The 17,018-nt window shown below is 34.6% G+C and carries 21 protein-coding genes and 1 pseudogene; 16 read left to right on the forward strand and 6 right to left on the reverse strand.

Features of this window, described 5'->3' with window-relative positions; all coding sequences use genetic code 11:
* Window positions 1–8 precede the first annotated feature (8 nt).
* Window positions 9–1,091, forward strand: a complete 1,083-nt coding sequence (locus tag AC4BB5_RS05170) for an endonuclease/exonuclease/phosphatase family protein (protein WP_490458306.1) — start codon at window positions 9–11, stop codon at window positions 1,089–1,091.
* 45 nt (window positions 1,092–1,136) lie between these two features.
* On the opposite strand, the gene AC4BB5_RS05175 is transcribed toward AC4BB5_RS05170, so the two are convergent.
* The 5 genes from AC4BB5_RS05175 to AC4BB5_RS05195 all read right to left on the reverse strand — a co-directional run bounded on the left by AC4BB5_RS05175 (window position 1,137) and on the right by AC4BB5_RS05195 (window position 7,038).
* Window positions 1,137–3,473, reverse strand: a complete 2,337-nt coding sequence (locus AC4BB5_RS05175) for a glycoside hydrolase (protein WP_490458307.1) — start codon at window positions 3,471–3,473, stop codon at window positions 1,137–1,139.
* 258 nt (window positions 3,474–3,731) lie between these two features.
* Entirely contained in the window at window positions 3,732–5,135 is a 1,404-nt protein-coding gene (locus AC4BB5_RS05180; protein WP_490458308.1) for a sensor histidine kinase, read from the reverse strand.
* Window positions 5,119–5,763, reverse strand: a complete 645-nt coding sequence (locus AC4BB5_RS05185; protein WP_490458309.1) for a response regulator transcription factor — start codon at window positions 5,761–5,763, stop codon at window positions 5,119–5,121. The genes AC4BB5_RS05180 and AC4BB5_RS05185 overlap by 17 nt, the downstream gene beginning before the upstream one ends.
* A 14-nt stretch (window positions 5,764–5,777) precedes the next feature.
* On the reverse strand, window positions 5,778–6,404 hold the full coding sequence (locus AC4BB5_RS05190; protein WP_490458310.1) for a hypothetical protein: 627 nt from the start codon (window positions 6,402–6,404) through the stop codon (window positions 5,778–5,780).
* A gap of 64 nt (window positions 6,405–6,468) precedes the next feature.
* Window positions 6,469–7,038: a glycoside hydrolase family 73 protein gene (locus AC4BB5_RS05195; protein ID WP_490458311.1), complete on the reverse strand. Its 570-nt coding sequence runs from the start codon at window positions 7,036–7,038 to the stop codon at window positions 6,469–6,471.
* Window positions 7,039–7,350: 312 nt separating this feature from the next.
* Here AC4BB5_RS05195 and AC4BB5_RS05200 point away from each other — a divergent pair, with 312 nt between their 5' ends.
* From AC4BB5_RS05200 to AC4BB5_RS05215, 4 genes are read left to right on the forward strand one after another with little or no spacing between them, the layout of a single operon-like run.
* Window positions 7,351–7,665, forward strand: coding sequence for a rhodanese-like domain-containing protein (locus AC4BB5_RS05200; protein ID WP_490458312.1), 315 nt, complete (start codon window positions 7,351–7,353; stop codon window positions 7,663–7,665).
* A complete protein-coding gene (locus AC4BB5_RS05205; RefSeq protein ID WP_490458313.1) occupies window positions 7,665–9,317 on the forward strand; it encodes an FAD-dependent oxidoreductase in 1,653 nt (550 codons plus the stop codon). The genes AC4BB5_RS05200 and AC4BB5_RS05205 overlap by 1 nt, the downstream gene beginning before the upstream one ends.
* Window positions 9,317–9,622, forward strand: a complete 306-nt coding sequence (locus AC4BB5_RS05210) for a rhodanese-like domain-containing protein (protein WP_490458314.1) — start codon at window positions 9,317–9,319, stop codon at window positions 9,620–9,622. The genes AC4BB5_RS05205 and AC4BB5_RS05210 overlap by 1 nt, the downstream gene beginning before the upstream one ends.
* Window positions 9,612–9,866 (forward strand): metal-sensitive transcriptional regulator, encoded by a 255-nt coding sequence (locus tag AC4BB5_RS05215; protein WP_490458315.1) that lies wholly within the window; start codon window positions 9,612–9,614, stop codon window positions 9,864–9,866. Before AC4BB5_RS05210 ends, AC4BB5_RS05215 begins: the two co-directional genes overlap by 11 nt.
* Window positions 9,867–9,973: 107 nt before the next feature.
* Here AC4BB5_RS05215 and AC4BB5_RS05220 read toward each other — a convergent pair whose 3' ends face one another.
* Window positions 9,974–10,585, reverse strand: a complete 612-nt coding sequence (locus tag AC4BB5_RS05220; protein ID WP_490458316.1) for a Crp/Fnr family transcriptional regulator — start codon at window positions 10,583–10,585, stop codon at window positions 9,974–9,976.
* A gap of 235 nt (window positions 10,586–10,820) precedes the next feature.
* Here AC4BB5_RS05220 and AC4BB5_RS05225 point away from each other — a divergent pair, with 235 nt between their 5' ends.
* From AC4BB5_RS05225 to AC4BB5_RS05275, 11 genes and pseudogenes are all read left to right on the forward strand, one after another.
* Window positions 10,821–11,192, forward strand: a complete 372-nt coding sequence (locus AC4BB5_RS05225) for a GntR family transcriptional regulator (RefSeq protein ID WP_490458317.1) — start codon at window positions 10,821–10,823, stop codon at window positions 11,190–11,192.
* Window positions 11,185–11,889 carry an ATP-binding cassette domain-containing protein gene (locus AC4BB5_RS05230; RefSeq protein WP_490458318.1) on the forward strand — a complete coding sequence of 235 codons (705 nt, stop codon included), beginning with the start codon at window positions 11,185–11,187 and terminating at the stop codon, window positions 11,887–11,889. Before AC4BB5_RS05225 ends, AC4BB5_RS05230 begins: the two co-directional genes overlap by 8 nt.
* Window positions 11,873–12,538 carry a hypothetical protein gene (locus tag AC4BB5_RS05235; protein WP_490458319.1) on the forward strand — a complete coding sequence of 222 codons (666 nt, stop codon included), beginning with the start codon at window positions 11,873–11,875 and terminating at the stop codon, window positions 12,536–12,538. Before AC4BB5_RS05230 ends, AC4BB5_RS05235 begins: the two co-directional genes overlap by 17 nt.
* A 10-nt stretch (window positions 12,539–12,548) precedes the next feature.
* Entirely contained in the window at window positions 12,549–14,558 is a 2,010-nt protein-coding gene (locus AC4BB5_RS05240) for an ABC transporter ATP-binding protein/permease (protein WP_490458320.1), read from the forward strand.
* A 23-nt stretch (window positions 14,559–14,581) separates the two neighbouring features.
* Entirely contained in the window at window positions 14,582–15,112 is a 531-nt protein-coding gene (locus AC4BB5_RS05245) for a hypothetical protein (RefSeq protein WP_490458321.1), read from the forward strand.
* Between the two features lie 99 nt (window positions 15,113–15,211).
* Window positions 15,212–15,613, forward strand: a complete 402-nt coding sequence (locus AC4BB5_RS05250) for a DUF3224 domain-containing protein (RefSeq protein ID WP_490458322.1) — start codon at window positions 15,212–15,214, stop codon at window positions 15,611–15,613.
* Window positions 15,606–15,773: a helix-turn-helix transcriptional regulator gene (locus AC4BB5_RS05255; protein WP_490458323.1), complete on the forward strand. Its 168-nt coding sequence runs from the start codon at window positions 15,606–15,608 to the stop codon at window positions 15,771–15,773. The genes AC4BB5_RS05250 and AC4BB5_RS05255 overlap by 8 nt, the downstream gene beginning before the upstream one ends.
* Before the next feature lie 55 nt (window positions 15,774–15,828).
* Window positions 15,829–16,122 (forward strand): hypothetical protein, encoded by a 294-nt coding sequence (locus tag AC4BB5_RS05260; RefSeq protein WP_490458324.1) that lies wholly within the window; start codon window positions 15,829–15,831, stop codon window positions 16,120–16,122.
* 57 nt (window positions 16,123–16,179) lie between these two features.
* Complete coding sequence (locus AC4BB5_RS05265) at window positions 16,180–16,365, forward strand: hypothetical protein (RefSeq protein ID WP_490458325.1); 186 nt, start codon at window positions 16,180–16,182, stop codon at window positions 16,363–16,365.
* A gap of 51 nt (window positions 16,366–16,416) precedes the next feature.
* A pseudogene (locus AC4BB5_RS05270) lies at window positions 16,417–16,482 on the forward strand (hypothetical protein); the annotation flags it as partial.
* 89 nt (window positions 16,483–16,571) lie between these two features.
* A complete protein-coding gene (locus AC4BB5_RS05275) occupies window positions 16,572–17,003 on the forward strand; it encodes a hypothetical protein (protein ID WP_490458326.1) in 432 nt (143 codons plus the stop codon).
* Window positions 17,004–17,018: the final 15 nt, after the last annotated feature.

The following is a 17,018-nucleotide window of genomic DNA, read 5'->3' on the forward strand; positions in this document are numbered from 1 at the left end:
AGAAGAAAATGAATTTTAAAAAAAGTATCAAAGTATTTTTAAGTGTGTTATCGTTATTTATCGCAATTATTCTAATTTATGTCGGTTATGTTTTTTTCAGTTATTCAAGAATCGCTGATGATGTGCCTGTAGAAATTAATCAAAAGGTTCACGGGAAAAAGGCTTCAACCAACAAAGAATATAAGGTGACAACGTTTAATGTTGGTTATGGCTCTTATACGCCAGATTATACATTTTTTATGGATGGCGGGAAACAGTCAAAAGCAGTGAGTAAAGAAAGTGTGATTGAAAATATAACTGGAGTGGTTGCTACGACTAAAGAAATCGGTCCGGATTTCGCTTTATTTCAAGAAGTGGATGAAAAAGCGACTCGTAGTCGTAGTGTGAATGAAGTAGCCCAAATCACTCAACAATTTAAAGACTATTCTAGTGTATTTGCTACGAATTATGATTCAGCATTTTTAATGTATCCTATTCTAGATCCAATCGGAAAATCAAAATCCGGTATTCTTACGTTGAGTAACGCAGCAATTGAAGAGAGTACTCGTTATAGCTTACCAATCGAAACTAATTTTAATAAATTTTTTGATTTAGATCGTGCGTTTACAGTCTCAAAAATTCCAGTTGAGAACGGCAAGTATCTAATGCTGTATAACGTTCATTTATCTGCCTATATCAAAGATCAAAAAATCCAAAAAGAACAAGTCCATAAATTATTCGATCATATGGAAAGTGAATATAAAAAAGGAAATTATGTCGTTTGTGGTGGGGATTTTAATCATGACCTGCTAGAGTCTTCGACTGAAACATTTAAAAATGATACAACAGAAGAATACACATGGCTACAGCCTTTTCCTAAAAAAGAATTACCAGAGAATTTACAGGTCGCTGCATTAAGTAAAATAAAAACGGCTGTACCATCAGTTCGTAATTTGGATAAACCTTATAAAAAAGGAGAGTCATTTGTCGCGTTAATCGACGGATTTATCATTTCAGATAATGTAGAAAACGTTAATGGGAAAGTAAGTGATGCTGAATTTAAAAACTCAGATCATAATCCAGTTGAGATGACTTTTAAGTTGAAAAAATAGAAAAGAAACGAAGCCATTTATTTCGGCTTCGTTTCTTTTTCATTGTTAACCTTCTATTTTTACAACAGTCTCTTTTCCATCATTAACGATCAAAGCAGTATGACTGGCAACTTTAACACCGTCTACATCATAATCAGTACCAGAGAAATTTGCAATCACAGATAATGAATCACCAAATTCAGTTTTTTGAACTAAACGATTATCTGTCAGCACCTTAAAATCAGTCATTTCATGTTGCAAAGCTGCTTTTTGGAAAGGACTCCAAATTTGAGCATTATCAGAAATATCTTGTTTATGTTCTTCCCAAGCTGATTTGTCGATATGCACCATTGGCGGAGTATTGTACAAATACTCTTTCATACGACGTTCGCCGACTTGATCTTTGATCTTATAACTATCCCATTCCCATTGATGAGAAGTAATCACTGAACGGTTGTAAACAAGCTTGTACAGTGGAAGAGAATAAACAGGATCAGTATAAATCGCTTTGTATTCTTCCTTGATTGGCACGACTTTTTTATATTTTGTTGGAATACCGCCATCTAAAGCAGCGTAACTTCCGACATAATATTCACTTTCTTTATTTTCACGCATATCAGGATCGGACCACATAATGACAGGTGTTTCGATTCCGTGAGCAAAAACCATATCTTTTGAAGCAAAATCATTCCCACCTTCAGAACCGACAACTAGACCGTTTTGATTGAAATAATCCATTCGTTTTAAACGCCCGGCAACATCTTCATTTTGTGTTGTTAAATGTTCAGGACTATAGTCATTATAAATTTCACCTGCGGCATCTGTATCTAAGAACCAAGAATTGAAAGGAATTTTATTTTGCATGATTCCCGTAAAACGTTCTTCTACATCAGGGAAAATCAGGGTTGGATTAAGCTTGCGTCCTTTGCCTAAGAAACCAGCAACCTTTTCACCATTTTTCTTCGTGACTGTTGCATTGTCGTATAAATTTTTGTTAGGGAAAGAAGCGGTATTCCAATCGATGCTAGCATCTTCTTGAATCGACTGATAAGAATCATAAGGACCAATCAGATACCCTTGATCAGCTGCAGTTTTGACCATTTCAGGATTCATCAATCCATTAGCCCAGTTTGGTAGACCAATCCATGCATTTTCGACACCAGAAGTTTTCATATCTTTGAAGACATCAGATGATGTAGCTTGTCCCCATTGTTCAAGCGGAGGGGTTAAATTACCTAGGACACCAGCTAATAAGTGTTTATTCAATGTGTAACGTTCTTGTTCACTTAGATTGTCGATGCCTTTATCGATCATTTTTTGCGCTGTAGCATCCGGATTTTTGAAAATATCTTTATTATAAAATTGTGGGTAAAGGAGTACATAATTGATCGATGTTAAGAAGGTATTTTTTTCATGTTTATAGCCTTCATTATTTTTAAATGCTTCTAACGCTTTTAGATATTCCTCAGAACCATCTTCTCCGTATTGAGTCAATAATTCAGCAATCCATTGGAAAATTGGTTCGTCTAGCATTTGAGGTAGTTTGCCCCATTTAATATCTTCTGTTGTTAAGATGCGGCTATTCCAGTAATAAACTTGAATTGCCCCCCGCATTTTTTTTATTTCCGGATTTTCTTTTTCCTTTTCATCAAGTGTCTTGAATTCACCCAAGTCGATCCGATCCATTTGGTATGTTTTGGCAATTGCAACTGGATCGTTATCAGTAACATAAAGTCGATAATTCAAGGTTTTATTTTTGTCGAAGCCAATAAAATTGTGACTGGCTTCGAAGGTAAGATGGGGTTCGGTCTTCGTTAAAAGATCGCTATTGAACGTCTTGTCCATCACGAAAGTTGTAGCAAACGTTTCTTGATTGGTAGTGAGAAAGCTCATTGAAAAAGCTTCACTCATCGATAATTCTTCATTTTGTTTAAAATAGGCAAGCCATTCTTTTTGGTCATTAGGAATCGTTTTTCCTTCTGCAATCGGTAATATATAATTTTTTGCATCTAGCTTGGGCCAAGTGAAAGTAGTATCTTCATCAGATAAACTGGTAAGAGCAACCGCAAGATGATTTTTTTCTTTTTTCAACTTGACCTTGATTTGCTCATTTGGGTAAGTCCAACTGATTTCTTCTTTGCTTTTCTTTAAATCAGAGACTTCTTTTGGTTCTTGAGGTTTTGAAACTTCTGCTTTTTCCCCATTTTCAGTAATAGAAACAGTGAAAGTTGCTGGATCAACATCAAAGGAAAAATCGGTTTTAGCATAGGTTTTGTTTTTTTCGATTTCATTGTTGACGATCAACTTTTCTGATTTGTTTGTCGCATTGGTTTGGTTAAAATTACAGCCTGATAAAGATAGAGTGATGGCGGCTAAGCCGAGATAGAGAGACATTTTTTTCATGAGTTTTTCCTCCTAAATGGTAACAACATACCTCTAGTATACGAAGCCAATGTTACAGAAAAATGCCAAACTTAGGCATCAAAAAAGTGGTTGAGATATAACTCTTCGAGTCATATCTCAACCACATAGAATTCGACTAAACGGTGGGAGCAGAAGCAACTACTTCGTAAATAAGCTAGAATTGCTGTAAAACATAATGAGATACGAGTTGATGTTGCTCAAGTACCTACATGATTCTCGGAGCTAAATACTTTCATCTTAACCTCTTTTAGGCTTATAGAAATGTAAAACGAAAATCAATGTCTGATGAACTAATCTTGTTTCAATCGTAAATCCATGTTCGTTCATAATCGATTGGACGATGGATAAGCCCAACCCTGTTCCAGATAAGTTTTTATTCCGAGATTTTTCGTGAACATAAAATGCTTCCCAAAGTTTGTTTACGTCAAAGTCAGCAGCTAAGGATGTTTGATTACTAATCGTAAACTCAATAAATTTTTCGGTCTGTCGCCAACTAGCTTGAATTTCTTTGTCAGTAGTATATTTGAGACTGTTGGTGAGTAAGTTTTCGAAAACTCGTTTGATTAAAATCGGATCAGCTTCAATTAATGAAAGAGGGGAGTCTGTGTCCGCTTCTAACAATAAAATTGCTTCTTTTTCTAGCGTTGGTGTCAGCTCTGCGACGGTTTGTTTCCAAATATCTGATAATTGCACAGGGACTTTATTGACTGGCTGTTGTTGTTCTAGTTTGGCATAGTCTAACATTTGATCTACAATATCATTCAAGCGTTGTGTTTGTTGTAAAATCACTTCTAGGTAAGTACCATCGTCTAAACCATCTTCAATACCTGAACCATATGCTTTGATCAGAGCAATTGGTGTCTTTAATTCATGAGTCAAATCAGCTGTAAATTGTTTTAGCTGGTCATTTTTAGCCAGTAGGTTTTTCTGATATGTTGCTAAGGCATAACTCATTTTATTAATACTGAGAGCTAACTCACCAATTTCATTTGTCGGAATATCATCGGTTGTCACAAAAGTCAACGCAGTGATTTCTTCAGCAACTTTTTTTAAGTTGACTAAAGGATCGGTTATTTTACGAACAGAAATATAAATCAGAATGATGATTAGAATAAGTGTCAGGCTTAAAGAAATGAAGTTAAATGTATTGATTAAATTAGCCGTTTCAGAAAAATTTACAGTAGATACGCCAACCAAATAAAAGGTATTATCAATCACCTGCATCTCAACCAAAAAACTAGATTTCTGTTTGCCTTGATCAAAGTTTCGTTGTATGGATTGAGGAATATTTTGTAGTTGATCTAACGTTTCTTGAGTGATCCAAAAACGATTTAATGCGACTTTCTTTCGATTTAACTCTAGATTCAAGGACTCATTAAAATCATCAAGTGAAGTACCGTCTAAATGACGTGTGATGATGGTCACTTGATTGTTATCTTCTAATTCAACTAGTTGTTGGTCTGAATTGACAGTTTGCGTGACGTCAGTCATAACGGAGGTAACTTTATGTTCCATTTTTGAAAAATAATAACTAGGGACAATCAAGCTGTTTAAAATAAACATAATGATAAAACTACCAATAATGATCAATGAAAAAGTCAGAGTAAGTGTTGTACTGATTTTTCTAGATTTCTTTTTCAATGAGATAACCCACTCCTCTTTTGGTAGTGATGATCTCATCACCAATTTTTTCACGAAGTCTTCTTATATGTGTATCGACAGTACGGGCAACGCCATCATAATCCATTCCCCAAACACCAACTAAAAGCTGCTCTCTTGTCAAAATGCTTCCACGATTTTTGACGAGCATCATCAGTAAATCAAACTCCTTTTTAGTTAAGTCTAAGGATTGCTCACCTTTGCAAACTTTTAAATTAGCTGGATCGATCAGTAAGTCTTTCATATAAAATGAATGGGTTAAGCTAAGTAATTTTTTGACACGTAATAATAATACTTGTGGATGAAAAGGTTTAGTAATATAATCGTCTGCACCACTTGACAAAGAAAGAAATTCATCTTCTCCAGTAGCTTTGGCAGTTAGCATCAATATTTTTAAGGAACTTTCAGCCTTGATCGTTTTGATGACTTCAATGCCATCGATTTTAGGCATCATCCAATCAATGACTGCTAAATCTAATTTTTCTTGATAAAAAATATCCAGGGCTGATTCACCATCTAATGCAGTAAAGACCGTAAATCCGTCTTTTTTTAGATAGGCACTAACAATTTGCACCATTTCTGGACTATCATCCGCAACTAAAATATTCACGTATAGGACTCCTTTTAAAGATTTGTTATTTTTTGTTTCAAGTATAGAAATTGATATATCAGTATGAGTGCAAAAATTCCAATCAACGGAAAATCCACATATAAGACAAAATAGCTCAACGGAGGCAAAACACTTGTAAGCCAGGAATCTGAAAATTGAAAAAATAATCTATAAAGTAATTTGATTGTAAATAAACTAAAAATATAAGTAGGGATAATAATCAATAAAGGCTCGATAAAAAGCTCAGTAGTTACTTGAAGCGCTGAAGCGCCTAACATTTTTTTGATGATAAGCTCTTTTTGATCGATTATCCTAGTTCTATGAAAATAAACAAAAAGATACAAAATTCCGAATAAAAATAAACCGATACTGAAAATCAGCAATACGGTGTTTAAGCTACTTAATAAAGTGAGTAAATTTTTACTAGCATCGGAGTGGATGAGAGACTCAAGTGAATTAATTTCTTCTAACATTTTTTGTTTCTCTAATTTTCCTAAATGAATTACAGTGAGCCAACTATGAAGCACCGTTATCAAAACCAAGAAATAGAGGAGAGAAAAACTAGTTTTAAAAAAAGTAGCTCCTTTGTTACGCAGAAGACTGTTGCTGCTATCTTTTAAAACATAGTAAAAGTTTTCCATCTCAACAATCTCCCAACAACAAGCATAACAGCTTTTAATACGAACTGCTCTTGATATGCTTTGATTATTTATCGTGTTTATAAAGTTTAAATTCTTCAATCAATTGAATCAATTTTTCAGCATAGTCTGGGTCGGTCGCATAACCGCCATTTTGTAATGCAATAGCTGCTTCTCGATAATTTTTGCTTGTTTTGATGCCATCATAAGTGCCGCCTTTTAAAAATTCCATGTGATCGACCATTGATTCTTGGATCGTCTCATATTTTTTAAAAGAATCATCGATCGTGATCCGTTCACCATCAATAAATTCATCTGTGGGCATGATGCTTGATTGCTCATTAAACTCGCCTTTGATTCCAAAAAGATTTTTTGCTTCTACCGCTAAATCACTACGTCCCCAATCAGATTCTAAAATTGCTTGAGCAATAGTGATACTGGCGAATAAATGAGTCTGTTTTTGTAAAAGTTTGGCTTCAGATGCTATTTCATCAATAAAAATCTGCTGATAAGCAGTTGCTTCATCTTGGATTGGTTGTTCTTCTTTATTAAAAATAAGGAAAAGACTAGCAAGTGAAAGGAGTAGAATCAATAGTAATGGTAAAATATTTTGTTTTTTTAGAATTCCTTGATTCATGTAATACCCTCTTTTCTTTAAGTGTTACATTCAGTATAGAGGTTGAATGTTACAAAAATGTGCCAAATAAGTTAATATTTGTTTGGCTTTCTTAAGAAATGCTTCAGTTTGATTAAAAGTAACTCAATCAAAGCAAAAAATGAATCACTAATTAGGATAAGCTAAAACCATTCATAAGAAAATAGCAGGTAGTTTTTTATATAATGAAAGAAATATCGTTTTATATACTTCAAAACAAACCCCTTTACAAGATCATAAAAATCATTTATCATAACTCTTGTAAATACCCCTTAGGGTATAAAGGAGGAGCATATGTTTTCATTTTTAAAAGGAAATTCAATTAATACTACTGAACTTCAGCAAATGCTAGATTCAAAACCGATAGTTATTGATGTTCGTGAAAAGACTGAATTTGCGGCTGGTCATATCCCAAATGCTAAAAATATTCCATTAAGTAAAATTTCATCCTATCAATCAAAAGAAAATCAACCAGTCTATGTGATTTGTCAATCTGGTATGAGAAGTCGGCAAGCAGTCAAAAAATTAAAAACTAGAGGAATCGATGCAATCAACGTCAAAGGTGGCATGAGCGCTTGGCGTGGGGCAGTTAGAGGAGGAAAATTATAATGCGAGTAGTAATTATTGGCGGAGTAGCGGGTGGAATGTCAGCAGCTACAAGATTAAGAAGACTATCAGAAGAAATCGAGATTATTGTTTTAGAAAAAGGGCCGTATGTTTCATTTGCAAACTGTGGATTGCCCTATTATGTATCGGGAGAAATCAGTGAACGATCAGAATTGATTTTGCAAACACCTGAACAGTTGAAAAAAAGATTCAATATTGACGTTTATCCAGAAACAGAAGCAGTTAAAATTGATCGAAAAAATAAAACAGTTTTAACGAAAGCAAATGGTAAAGAGGACACGATCAGTTATGATAAACTGATCCTTTCACCAGGGGCACAACCAGTGATCCCGGCAATTGAAGGGCTAAATGAAGCAACGAATGTTTATACCTTAAGAAACGTTCCAGATGTCGATAAGATCGTAGCGGCTGTCAAAAATGAGCAACCTAAACAAGCTGTTGTGATTGGAGCTGGATTCATCGGGTTGGAAATGGCTGAAAATTTGAGTCATTTAGGCATTGATGTCACAATCGTAGAAGCAGCACCACAAATTTTACCACCATTAGATGAAGAAATGGCCGCTTTTGTTGAAAAAGAATTAAAAGTAAAAGGAATTACTGTCTATACTGGGGCTGGGGCAACAGCTTTTAAAGAGGCAGGAAAAAAAATTGAATTAAGCTCAGGTGAAACCATTTCAAGTGATTTTACAGTCCTATCGATCGGTGTCAAACCATCTAGTGATCTAGCTGTAGCTGCTGATTTGAAAATGGGCTTACGTGGTGGTATTGTTGTAGATGAAACCTATCAAACCAACGATTCAGATATTTATGCAGTTGGAGATGCGATTGTTGTCAAACAACAAATCACAGAAGAAGATGCTCTGATCTCGCTTGCTTCACCTGCCAATCGCCAAGGACGCCAAGTAGCAGATGTGATTGCAGGTGTTACTCGGAAAAACCAAGGAAGTATTGGCACTGCAATCGTGCGAGTGTTTGATCTAGCCGCAGCGAGCACAGGATTGAGCGAGCGCCAATTACGTAACAATAATCTAGAATATAAAGCTGTTCATACAACATCAAAAAGCCATGCGGGGTATTTTCCAGGAAGTCATCCAATCGTGATGAAGTTACTCTTTCACCCTGTAACGGGTAAAATATACGGAGCGCAAGCGATTGGACAAGATGGTGTGGATAAACGAATCGATATCATAGCAACTGCAATCAAAGCAGGAATGACCGTTATGGATTTGCCAGAATTAGAGTTTACTTATGCACCACCATTTGGATCAGCCAAGGACCCTGTTAATATGATTGGTTACGCTGCTACAAATATTGTTGAAGGCTTCTCTGACAATATTCAATATTACGAATTGAAAGAAGCTGTAGAGAACGGGGCTTTTTTACTAGATGTGAGAAACCCAGGAGAACTGAAGAATAACGGCTCATTAGCTCAAGCTGATAATATTCCATTGGATGAATTAAGAGAGCATTTAGCTGATCTACCAGTGGATAAAGAAATCATTGTCAGTTGTCAAAGCGGGCAACGTAGCTATTTAGCAGAACGAATTTTGAAAAATAATGGTTTTAACGTTAAAAATTTAGATGGTGCTTTTCAAATATATAGTACGATTTACCCTCAGGAGGTTATTAAATAATGTATAAATCAATTATGATCGATGAATTTGAACAATTAGAAAAAAGAAATGAACTAGCAATCATAGACGTGCGTGAAGAGGATGAATATCTTTCCGGACATATCAAAGAGGCAAAAAGTATGCCACTAAGTACGCTACAAGAAACAGCTGAATCGTTGGATAAAAATCAACATTACTATATTATCTGTCATGCTGGCGGACGTTCACAAATGGCTAGTGAATATTTTGCTTCATTAGGGTATGATGTTACTAATGTGATGGGTGGTATGTCTGCCTGGAGAGGAGAAGTTGTGGATGGCTTGTGATCCTAAACTAGGAAATCGCTTGAAACGTTCAGAAGGACAAATTCGTGGGATTTTAAAAATGATGGATGAAGGAAAAGATTGTCGAGAAGTCGTGACGCAATTGATGGCGGTTCGATCAAGTATCGATAAAGTTATAGGACTCGTTGTAACTGAAAATCTGAAGCAGTGTATGGAAGATGAACATATTGATCTGGCTGGAGAAGATATAGCAAAAGCCTTAGAAATGATTGTGAAAACAAGATAAGTAAAGAGAGGGCGAGACAGAAGCTTATTTCCAAAAGGGTTGCTTTTGTTTCCACCGTTTATTCGTAAAAAAGTCGAAAATCAGCTTAGTGCTGATTTTCGACTTTTTTACTTTATAGTGATAGGTACTTTCTTTTTTAACAGCCAACCCTCTTTTTCTAACTCATTTAAGGAAACTGAAACCCTAGATTGTGATGTACGGCAGAATTTTGATAATACTTCTTGTGTAATAAATTTTGGCAATTCTAGGTGTTCAGCCGCAGTTACAATAGCGATATGATCACTTAAATAATTTAGAGCTCGTTTTATTCGTTCAGTAGTTGGCAAATGAAGAAAATTGAAATAACCGTAATGTCGCTGGAAGATATCAGCAAAATTAGTTAGTAGTAAGTTATAGTAATGGGGTTCTTTGTTTAAGGAATGAAGAAGCCTGTCTTTCGGTAAGCAAAAAATCGTAGCTTGTTCACTAATAACACGAATACCGTGTTCTTTTTGTTTAAAGGTAGAAAAACTATCTAAGCCGAAAAAATCATTTTGAAAAATAAAAGAGGAGATATAACGTTTGTCATCGTTTAGAATCTCAACGCAGATCACACCTTCAACAACATAGTAGACAAGTTCTGTTTTCTCATATTCATCAATGATTAAAGTGTCTTTTTCATAAGTTTTTTCTGTCCACTTATTAGTAGCATCTTGTTTTAAATGTTCAATTAAGGTCAAATTATCTTTATATAACTCGATTGTTCAGTCCCCCTTTTAAGTGAAAAAATTTAAAAAATCTAAGTATAAAAAGTATAACATAATCCGGCTTTTTTTTTGAGCTAAGATCCATAAAAAGTCAACTATAGGCAATTTATCTCGTTGGTATAAATTGTTTTTTTTATTTCCTCTAAAATAGGTTTTACCAGCTGAGTGTGTGACTTAAGTGGTACAGCATACAACTAGGAAAGGGAGGATGCAGGTGAATTATGACGGGAACAGACCCATCTACCAACAAATTATTGAGCAGGTCGAACATTGGATCGTCAGTAATCAATGGCAGCCAAATGAAAAAGTTCCATCTGTTAGACAATTAGCAGAAGATTTAGATGTAAATCCAACAACGGTTCAACGGGCTTACAGTATTTTAGAACAAGAAGAAATTTTGATTAGTCAGAGAGGAATTGGGAAGTTCGTGACAGATAAAATAGATAAAATCACAGATTTACGCTTGCGGTTGATTGAAGCACACATAGAAGCTTTCATCACTCAATTGCAGAAACTTGATTTAACACAGAACGAAAGGGAGCACATCATTGAACGGATTGTGAGGAGTGCAAATGAATAAACTACAAGCAAAAAATATTGGTAAACGATATCAAAAAAATATATTTCAAGAACTATCTTTTAACTTGAGTGAAGGACAAATACTCGGCATTCTAGGGAAAAATGGCACTGGGAAAACGACCTTATTAGACTGTGTTTCTGGGCAAAAACAAATCACTACTGGAATGATTCTATATAATGACCAACCACAAAATAGTACTGCATTTAAAACTAGCATAGCCTATGCTTCAACCATAAACTATTTTGAAGACGCTCAAACTATTAGACAAATACTGATTGAGTATACGTTATTATTTCCAGGTTTTCAGTCAGAAAAAGCGGTGGAGCAACTGGAAATATGGCATATCTCATCTAAACAAAAATGGCAGGAACTTTCAGAAGGCAGTAAAGTCAAAGTGAAAATTGTGTGTGAATATGCTAAAGCAACAAGCATTTTTCTATTGGATGAACCGTTTGCTTACTTAGATTATTCCTCCCGCATACAAGTGAAAAAAATGTTGAGGAAAGCGAGCGGTGAAAATAAAATCATTTTAGTTTCTACTAATTTTATTGAAGAGATGGATACTTTATTTACAGATGTATTATTTATGAATCCAAACCGATATTGTGAAGTAATCAATTTGGAAGACTTACGGGAACGAAAGGGTTTGTCGCTAAAAGAAATCTATGAGGAGGAAGCCAATGATACGTTTATTTAATTTTTATCACGAAAAAAGCAAGAAGTTCTTTTTTAGTAGTTTACTATTGATTTTAACTAGCTATTTTGCTAAATATGTTTTCCAATTAACGATGCCAGAATCGCAATGGGAACGACTACCAATTGTTTTTTCTGTTGTAGCGGCAGTCATTTTAACTTGGCGAATCAATCAACTAGATATTCAATCGAATCATCGGACATTAGCTAGCACAGCTAACCAGTCAACTTTTGAGAAGATTGTTGCAAAATATTTACTTTCTTATGTTCAAATAATCGTGATCGGTGCAATCAATTTGGTATTTAATTTTACAATGATTTCTTTAGGGTTAGGGGAACTACTCTTACTATCGCTAGAGTTAGCCGTTTATCTCGCTGGTATGATTAGCTATTTGATCTTGCTGAGAGGTATTATCGCTAAATTGTGGCTGCCTAATGTTTCAAAAACATTTGTAGTGGCAATTGGTTGGATCATGATTATCTTATTGAATGACGTGGCACGTTATTATTTTCCTCAAAGTGTGAATATCACATTACCAGTTAATAATGGGGACTTTTATCCAAGTACGTTTATTTTAAATACTTGTCTATCAGCAGCTATTATATTCGTTTACCTTTGGTTAGAAAAAAATCAATTAAAAGACAACAGATAGGAGGGAAACAATGTATCAACTAAAAAAAGTATCTAAAAGTTTTACGATCGATAATAAAAAAGAACCTGTCTTACATGATATTACAACAACATTTAAAGCTGGAGATTTTGCCTTGATTTTAGGAGCAAGTGGTAGTGGTAAGACGACATTGTTAAATATTATCAGTGGGTTGGATACGGATTATGAAGGAGATATTCTTTACGAAGGACAAAATTTAAAATCAGAGAATATGGATGATTTTCATAAAAATGAGATTGGTTTTGTTTTTCAAAGTTTTAATCTAGTCTCACATTTATCCGTGCTTGAGAATGTTAAAAGCTCTCTTTATTTAGATAAAACATTAAGCCCGTCTGAGCGGACAGATCGAGCTGTACAACTTTTGACTAAAGTTGGCTTAGCTGAGCATACAAACAAGTATCCTAGTCAACTTTCAGGAGGTCAAAAACAGCGTGTGGCAATTGCCAGAGCACTTGCAAACGATCCTAAGGTAATCATTGCTGATGAACCAACAGGGGCACTCGATTCAGTCACTGCAGCCTCAATTATTGAGTTGTTAAAACAACTAAGCAATGAAGGCACGCTGGTGATCACGGTTACTCATGATGAAAGCTTGATGAGTTATGCAACGAAGATATTAAGAGTCAAAGATGGCTGGATCTTAAGTGATGATCGCATCAAGGAACCGAATATCAATAAAAATCAATCACAAAAAAAAGTTGCATCAAGAGTCTCTCTTTCTTTAGGTGCAACATTACAGTTGGTAAGCAAAAACTTTTTTAGTAGGATTTTGAGAAATTTATTGGTTGCTTTTGGGACATCCATTGGAATTACTGCAATTTTGTTGGCTTTAGGTATTGGTAATGGGATTACAGAAGTCCTTGGTGATTTTTTTCAAACGGCCTATTCTCCAAACCAAATAACTTCTTATTATCAAGATCCTGAACGTGGTGGACCACCGAGGCCTTCTGAGTTGTTGAAAGAAGAAGAAATTAAAAAATTAAAAGACTTATATGCAAGTGAAGGAATCTCAGAAGTATATGAGAGAGCCAATATTTCGGGAATTCGCTTTAAATATGAAGACCAATTGATTGAAAAAATAGCACCGAGTCAAATGGATGAAGCGAATCTAAATAAAGAAAGATATAAAACCAATACAGTAGCCGATGGTTATTTATTAGCAGGTACGTTTATCACGGCAGATGAAACTGGAATTATTTTACCAGCTTCTGCTGCAAGAGAAATATTAGGCTTGAAAAGTTCAGAATTAACTGAAGAAAATGCAAAAAAATTGATCTCAAAACCTATTTCTCTAGTTTATCAAGGAAGAGAACAAGGAATTGATAATACCCAGATCGAGATTGAAACTGTCATTACAGGTATCACTTCACCAGAAGAAGAAGGATTTGTCCAAGGATTTATGGCATCTACGCAAACATTTGATGAAATGGTGAAAAGTATTGGGATTGAAAAACCAATATACACAATTGATGCATTTGCAGAAAATCCAGAAGCCGCAGAATCTTTTATTGAGAAATACAAAGAAGACCCAGAATATGAAAATTATGCAATAACAAATGCTTCTTCATTTTTGGATACCTTTAAGCAATTTACAGATATTATTGTCTACTTATTAGCCTTTATTGCTGGACTTTCTTTGATTGTTGCTGGTGTGATGATTGCAGTTGTTTTATATATTGGCGTGGTTGAAAGAACCAAAGAAATCGGTGTTTTACGTTCTATTGGCTATAAAAAAGGATATATTAAACGTTTATTCAGGATGGAAGCAATCTACATTATGCTTTTATCAAATATTATCTCAGTTGCTTTTGCCTATCTAATCCAATTTATAGCGAATCCATTGATCGAATCAAATATTGGTTTTAACCAAGTGATTCAAATTGCACCACTCAATGCATTAGCTACATTAAGTATAACTGGAGTATTAGGTGTAATCTTCGCCTTGTATCCGGCAGCAAAAGCAGCAAAATTAGATCCAATAACAGCTTTACGCTATGAATAAAAGAATGAAAGTAGGAAAAATGAATGAAAAAATTATGGGAAAATAAGCTATTTAGATATGGATTGATTGGAATCGTTTTGGTCGTATTAGGAGCAGCAGGATTTTTAGGTTATTACCGTATGGTGAGAGTGCAAGGAGTAATTTCAAGTTATGAAATCAATGGGAAGTTAAAAGAAAAGTCAAATTCCCATAAAGCGGTCATTTACACTCAAGATCGTGACTTTAAAAATCAAGTAATCGAAGAACTTAAAAAAAATCTAGTAGATGAAAATATCTATATACAAGTTGAACCAGTTGAAGAGATTGGAGACAATAGAATCGAAGATTGGGACAAAGTAATTATATTATCAACTGTTCAATCAAGCGATCCTCCAAAAGTAGCGTTAGATTATATTAATAAGCATAAAAATGAAAAGAAGTTAAGTGTCTATTTAACGGCAGATTCAGGTGCATGGTCTAAAGATCCCGGACATCTGGATGTGACAACTGCTGCATCTAAATCAGAAAATGTCACTGTATTTAGTAGAAAAATAAAAGAATCGTTATTGGAATAAGAGAGAAATATTAGTTGAATCAAAATAAATTTTATTCCTCTGTTCGCTTGTAAAAAGAACGTATGTTTGCTATTCTGTTATCCATAAGGAGGGATAAGTATGAGTACAACGTTTAGCGTAACAAAATGGGATGAAGAACCAGTAGACAAGTCAAAGCCTGATTTTCCTATGAATCGAGTTCAAGCAGAGTATGAACTTGAAGGAGAATTACAAGGAAAAGCATGGGTCGAATATCTTCTTTATTATTTGGAAAGTAATAAAGAAGAGGGACATCTTGCCACAGCAAGAATTACGGGATTTCTTCACTTTGTAGGCCAGTATAAAGGAAAAACAGGAACCTTTACAGCGGCTGAAAAAGGGATTTTTGATAAAGGTTCACTTGATTCTCCTGGGATGATTATTAAAAGCACAGGAGAATTACAGGCGTTGACGGGTTCTTATCAATACGATTTCATTGGTGAAAACAGTAAATTGATTTTGGATTTTAAGGACAATGAATAATCTATCTAGACTATTTTATATTATGCATTATCTGACAATTCAAAATAAAGTCAAAGCAACCCTATTGGCAGAACAATCAGAAGTGTCAACTCGAACGATTTATCGAGATGTTGATACGCTGTCTACGTTGGGTTTTCCCGTTTACTCTCAAAGCGGATGAGATGGTGGGATTCGTTTGTTAGACACCCATCATTTATCTGCTACTTTTGTGGATGATGAAGAGCAAGATCAGATTATTTTGGCGCTTCAAAAATTTAGCATCGACCAATTTAAAAAGCATCAATCTCTTAGTCAATAAGCTTTCCTCCTTATTCAAAAAAGAAGTAGAACAATGGATCGATATCGATTTTTCAACTTGGGAACGAGAAGATGAAGCCGAGGCAATTAACTTGATCACCAAAGCTAAAAATCAAAAAAATGTATTATTTTCTCCTATACTGGATGGAAAAGAAAAGAAGAAAGCAAGGGAAGCAATGCCAAATAAACTAATTTTTAAACAAAATGCTTAGTATTTAGCAGGCTATTGCTGTATTAGAAAGACCACTAGACTGTTCAAATTAAGACGTATGAATGAATGGATCATTTCCGGAAATGATATCGATGAAGCCAATTTGATCAAAGATTATCAGCCGAAATTTACGCGAGTTTATGTTGAATTCAACATAAAAAATGATCTGTTTTACCGAATACAAGAAGATTTAGCTGACATTGAGATAGAGCAAGGTTTAGAGTATACTAAAGTAAAAGCCTGACAACCATCAGGTTCTTGGCTAACAACATACTTATTATCATTTGGCTCTGCAGTTGAAGTCGTGAGTCCAACTGAATTAAAAGAAGAAGTTGTGAAAATCCATCAGATTTATTTTTGATTCTTTTGTAGTTTCTTTTTTAATTTTTCATTATATCTCTTGAAACAAAGACTATTGATTGAGATAATAGCATAGAAGAGAGGGATTATATGGGACAAATATGGCTGGAACGATTACTTCGTTGGAATGCAAAAATTCAAAAGTTATTGGTAGGACGATATGCTCGAATAGATCAATTGAACAACACCTTATTGAAGGGAAGTTTGATCTTATTATTACTAAATTTATTTTTACCTACGTCAATTACTCTTTGGTTAGCTGTGGGTTTGATATTGTGGATGAACTATCGTTTTTTCTCTAAAAAAATTTACCCACGAGCAAATGAAAATACTCGCTATATAGCACAAATACAGCTAGTAAAAAATAAAATTCACGCTGTAAAAGTACGAGTTAAAGCACGTAAAACCTATACCTTTTTTAAATGTCCGAATTGCAAACAACAATTGCGAGTACCTAAAGGAAAAGGCAAAATAAAAGTGACATGTTCGACATGTAAAGAACAATTCAATAAAACCGTTTAAGAAAAAACTTCTGGG

The organism is Enterococcus sp. AMC1252 (assembly GCF_058216515.1).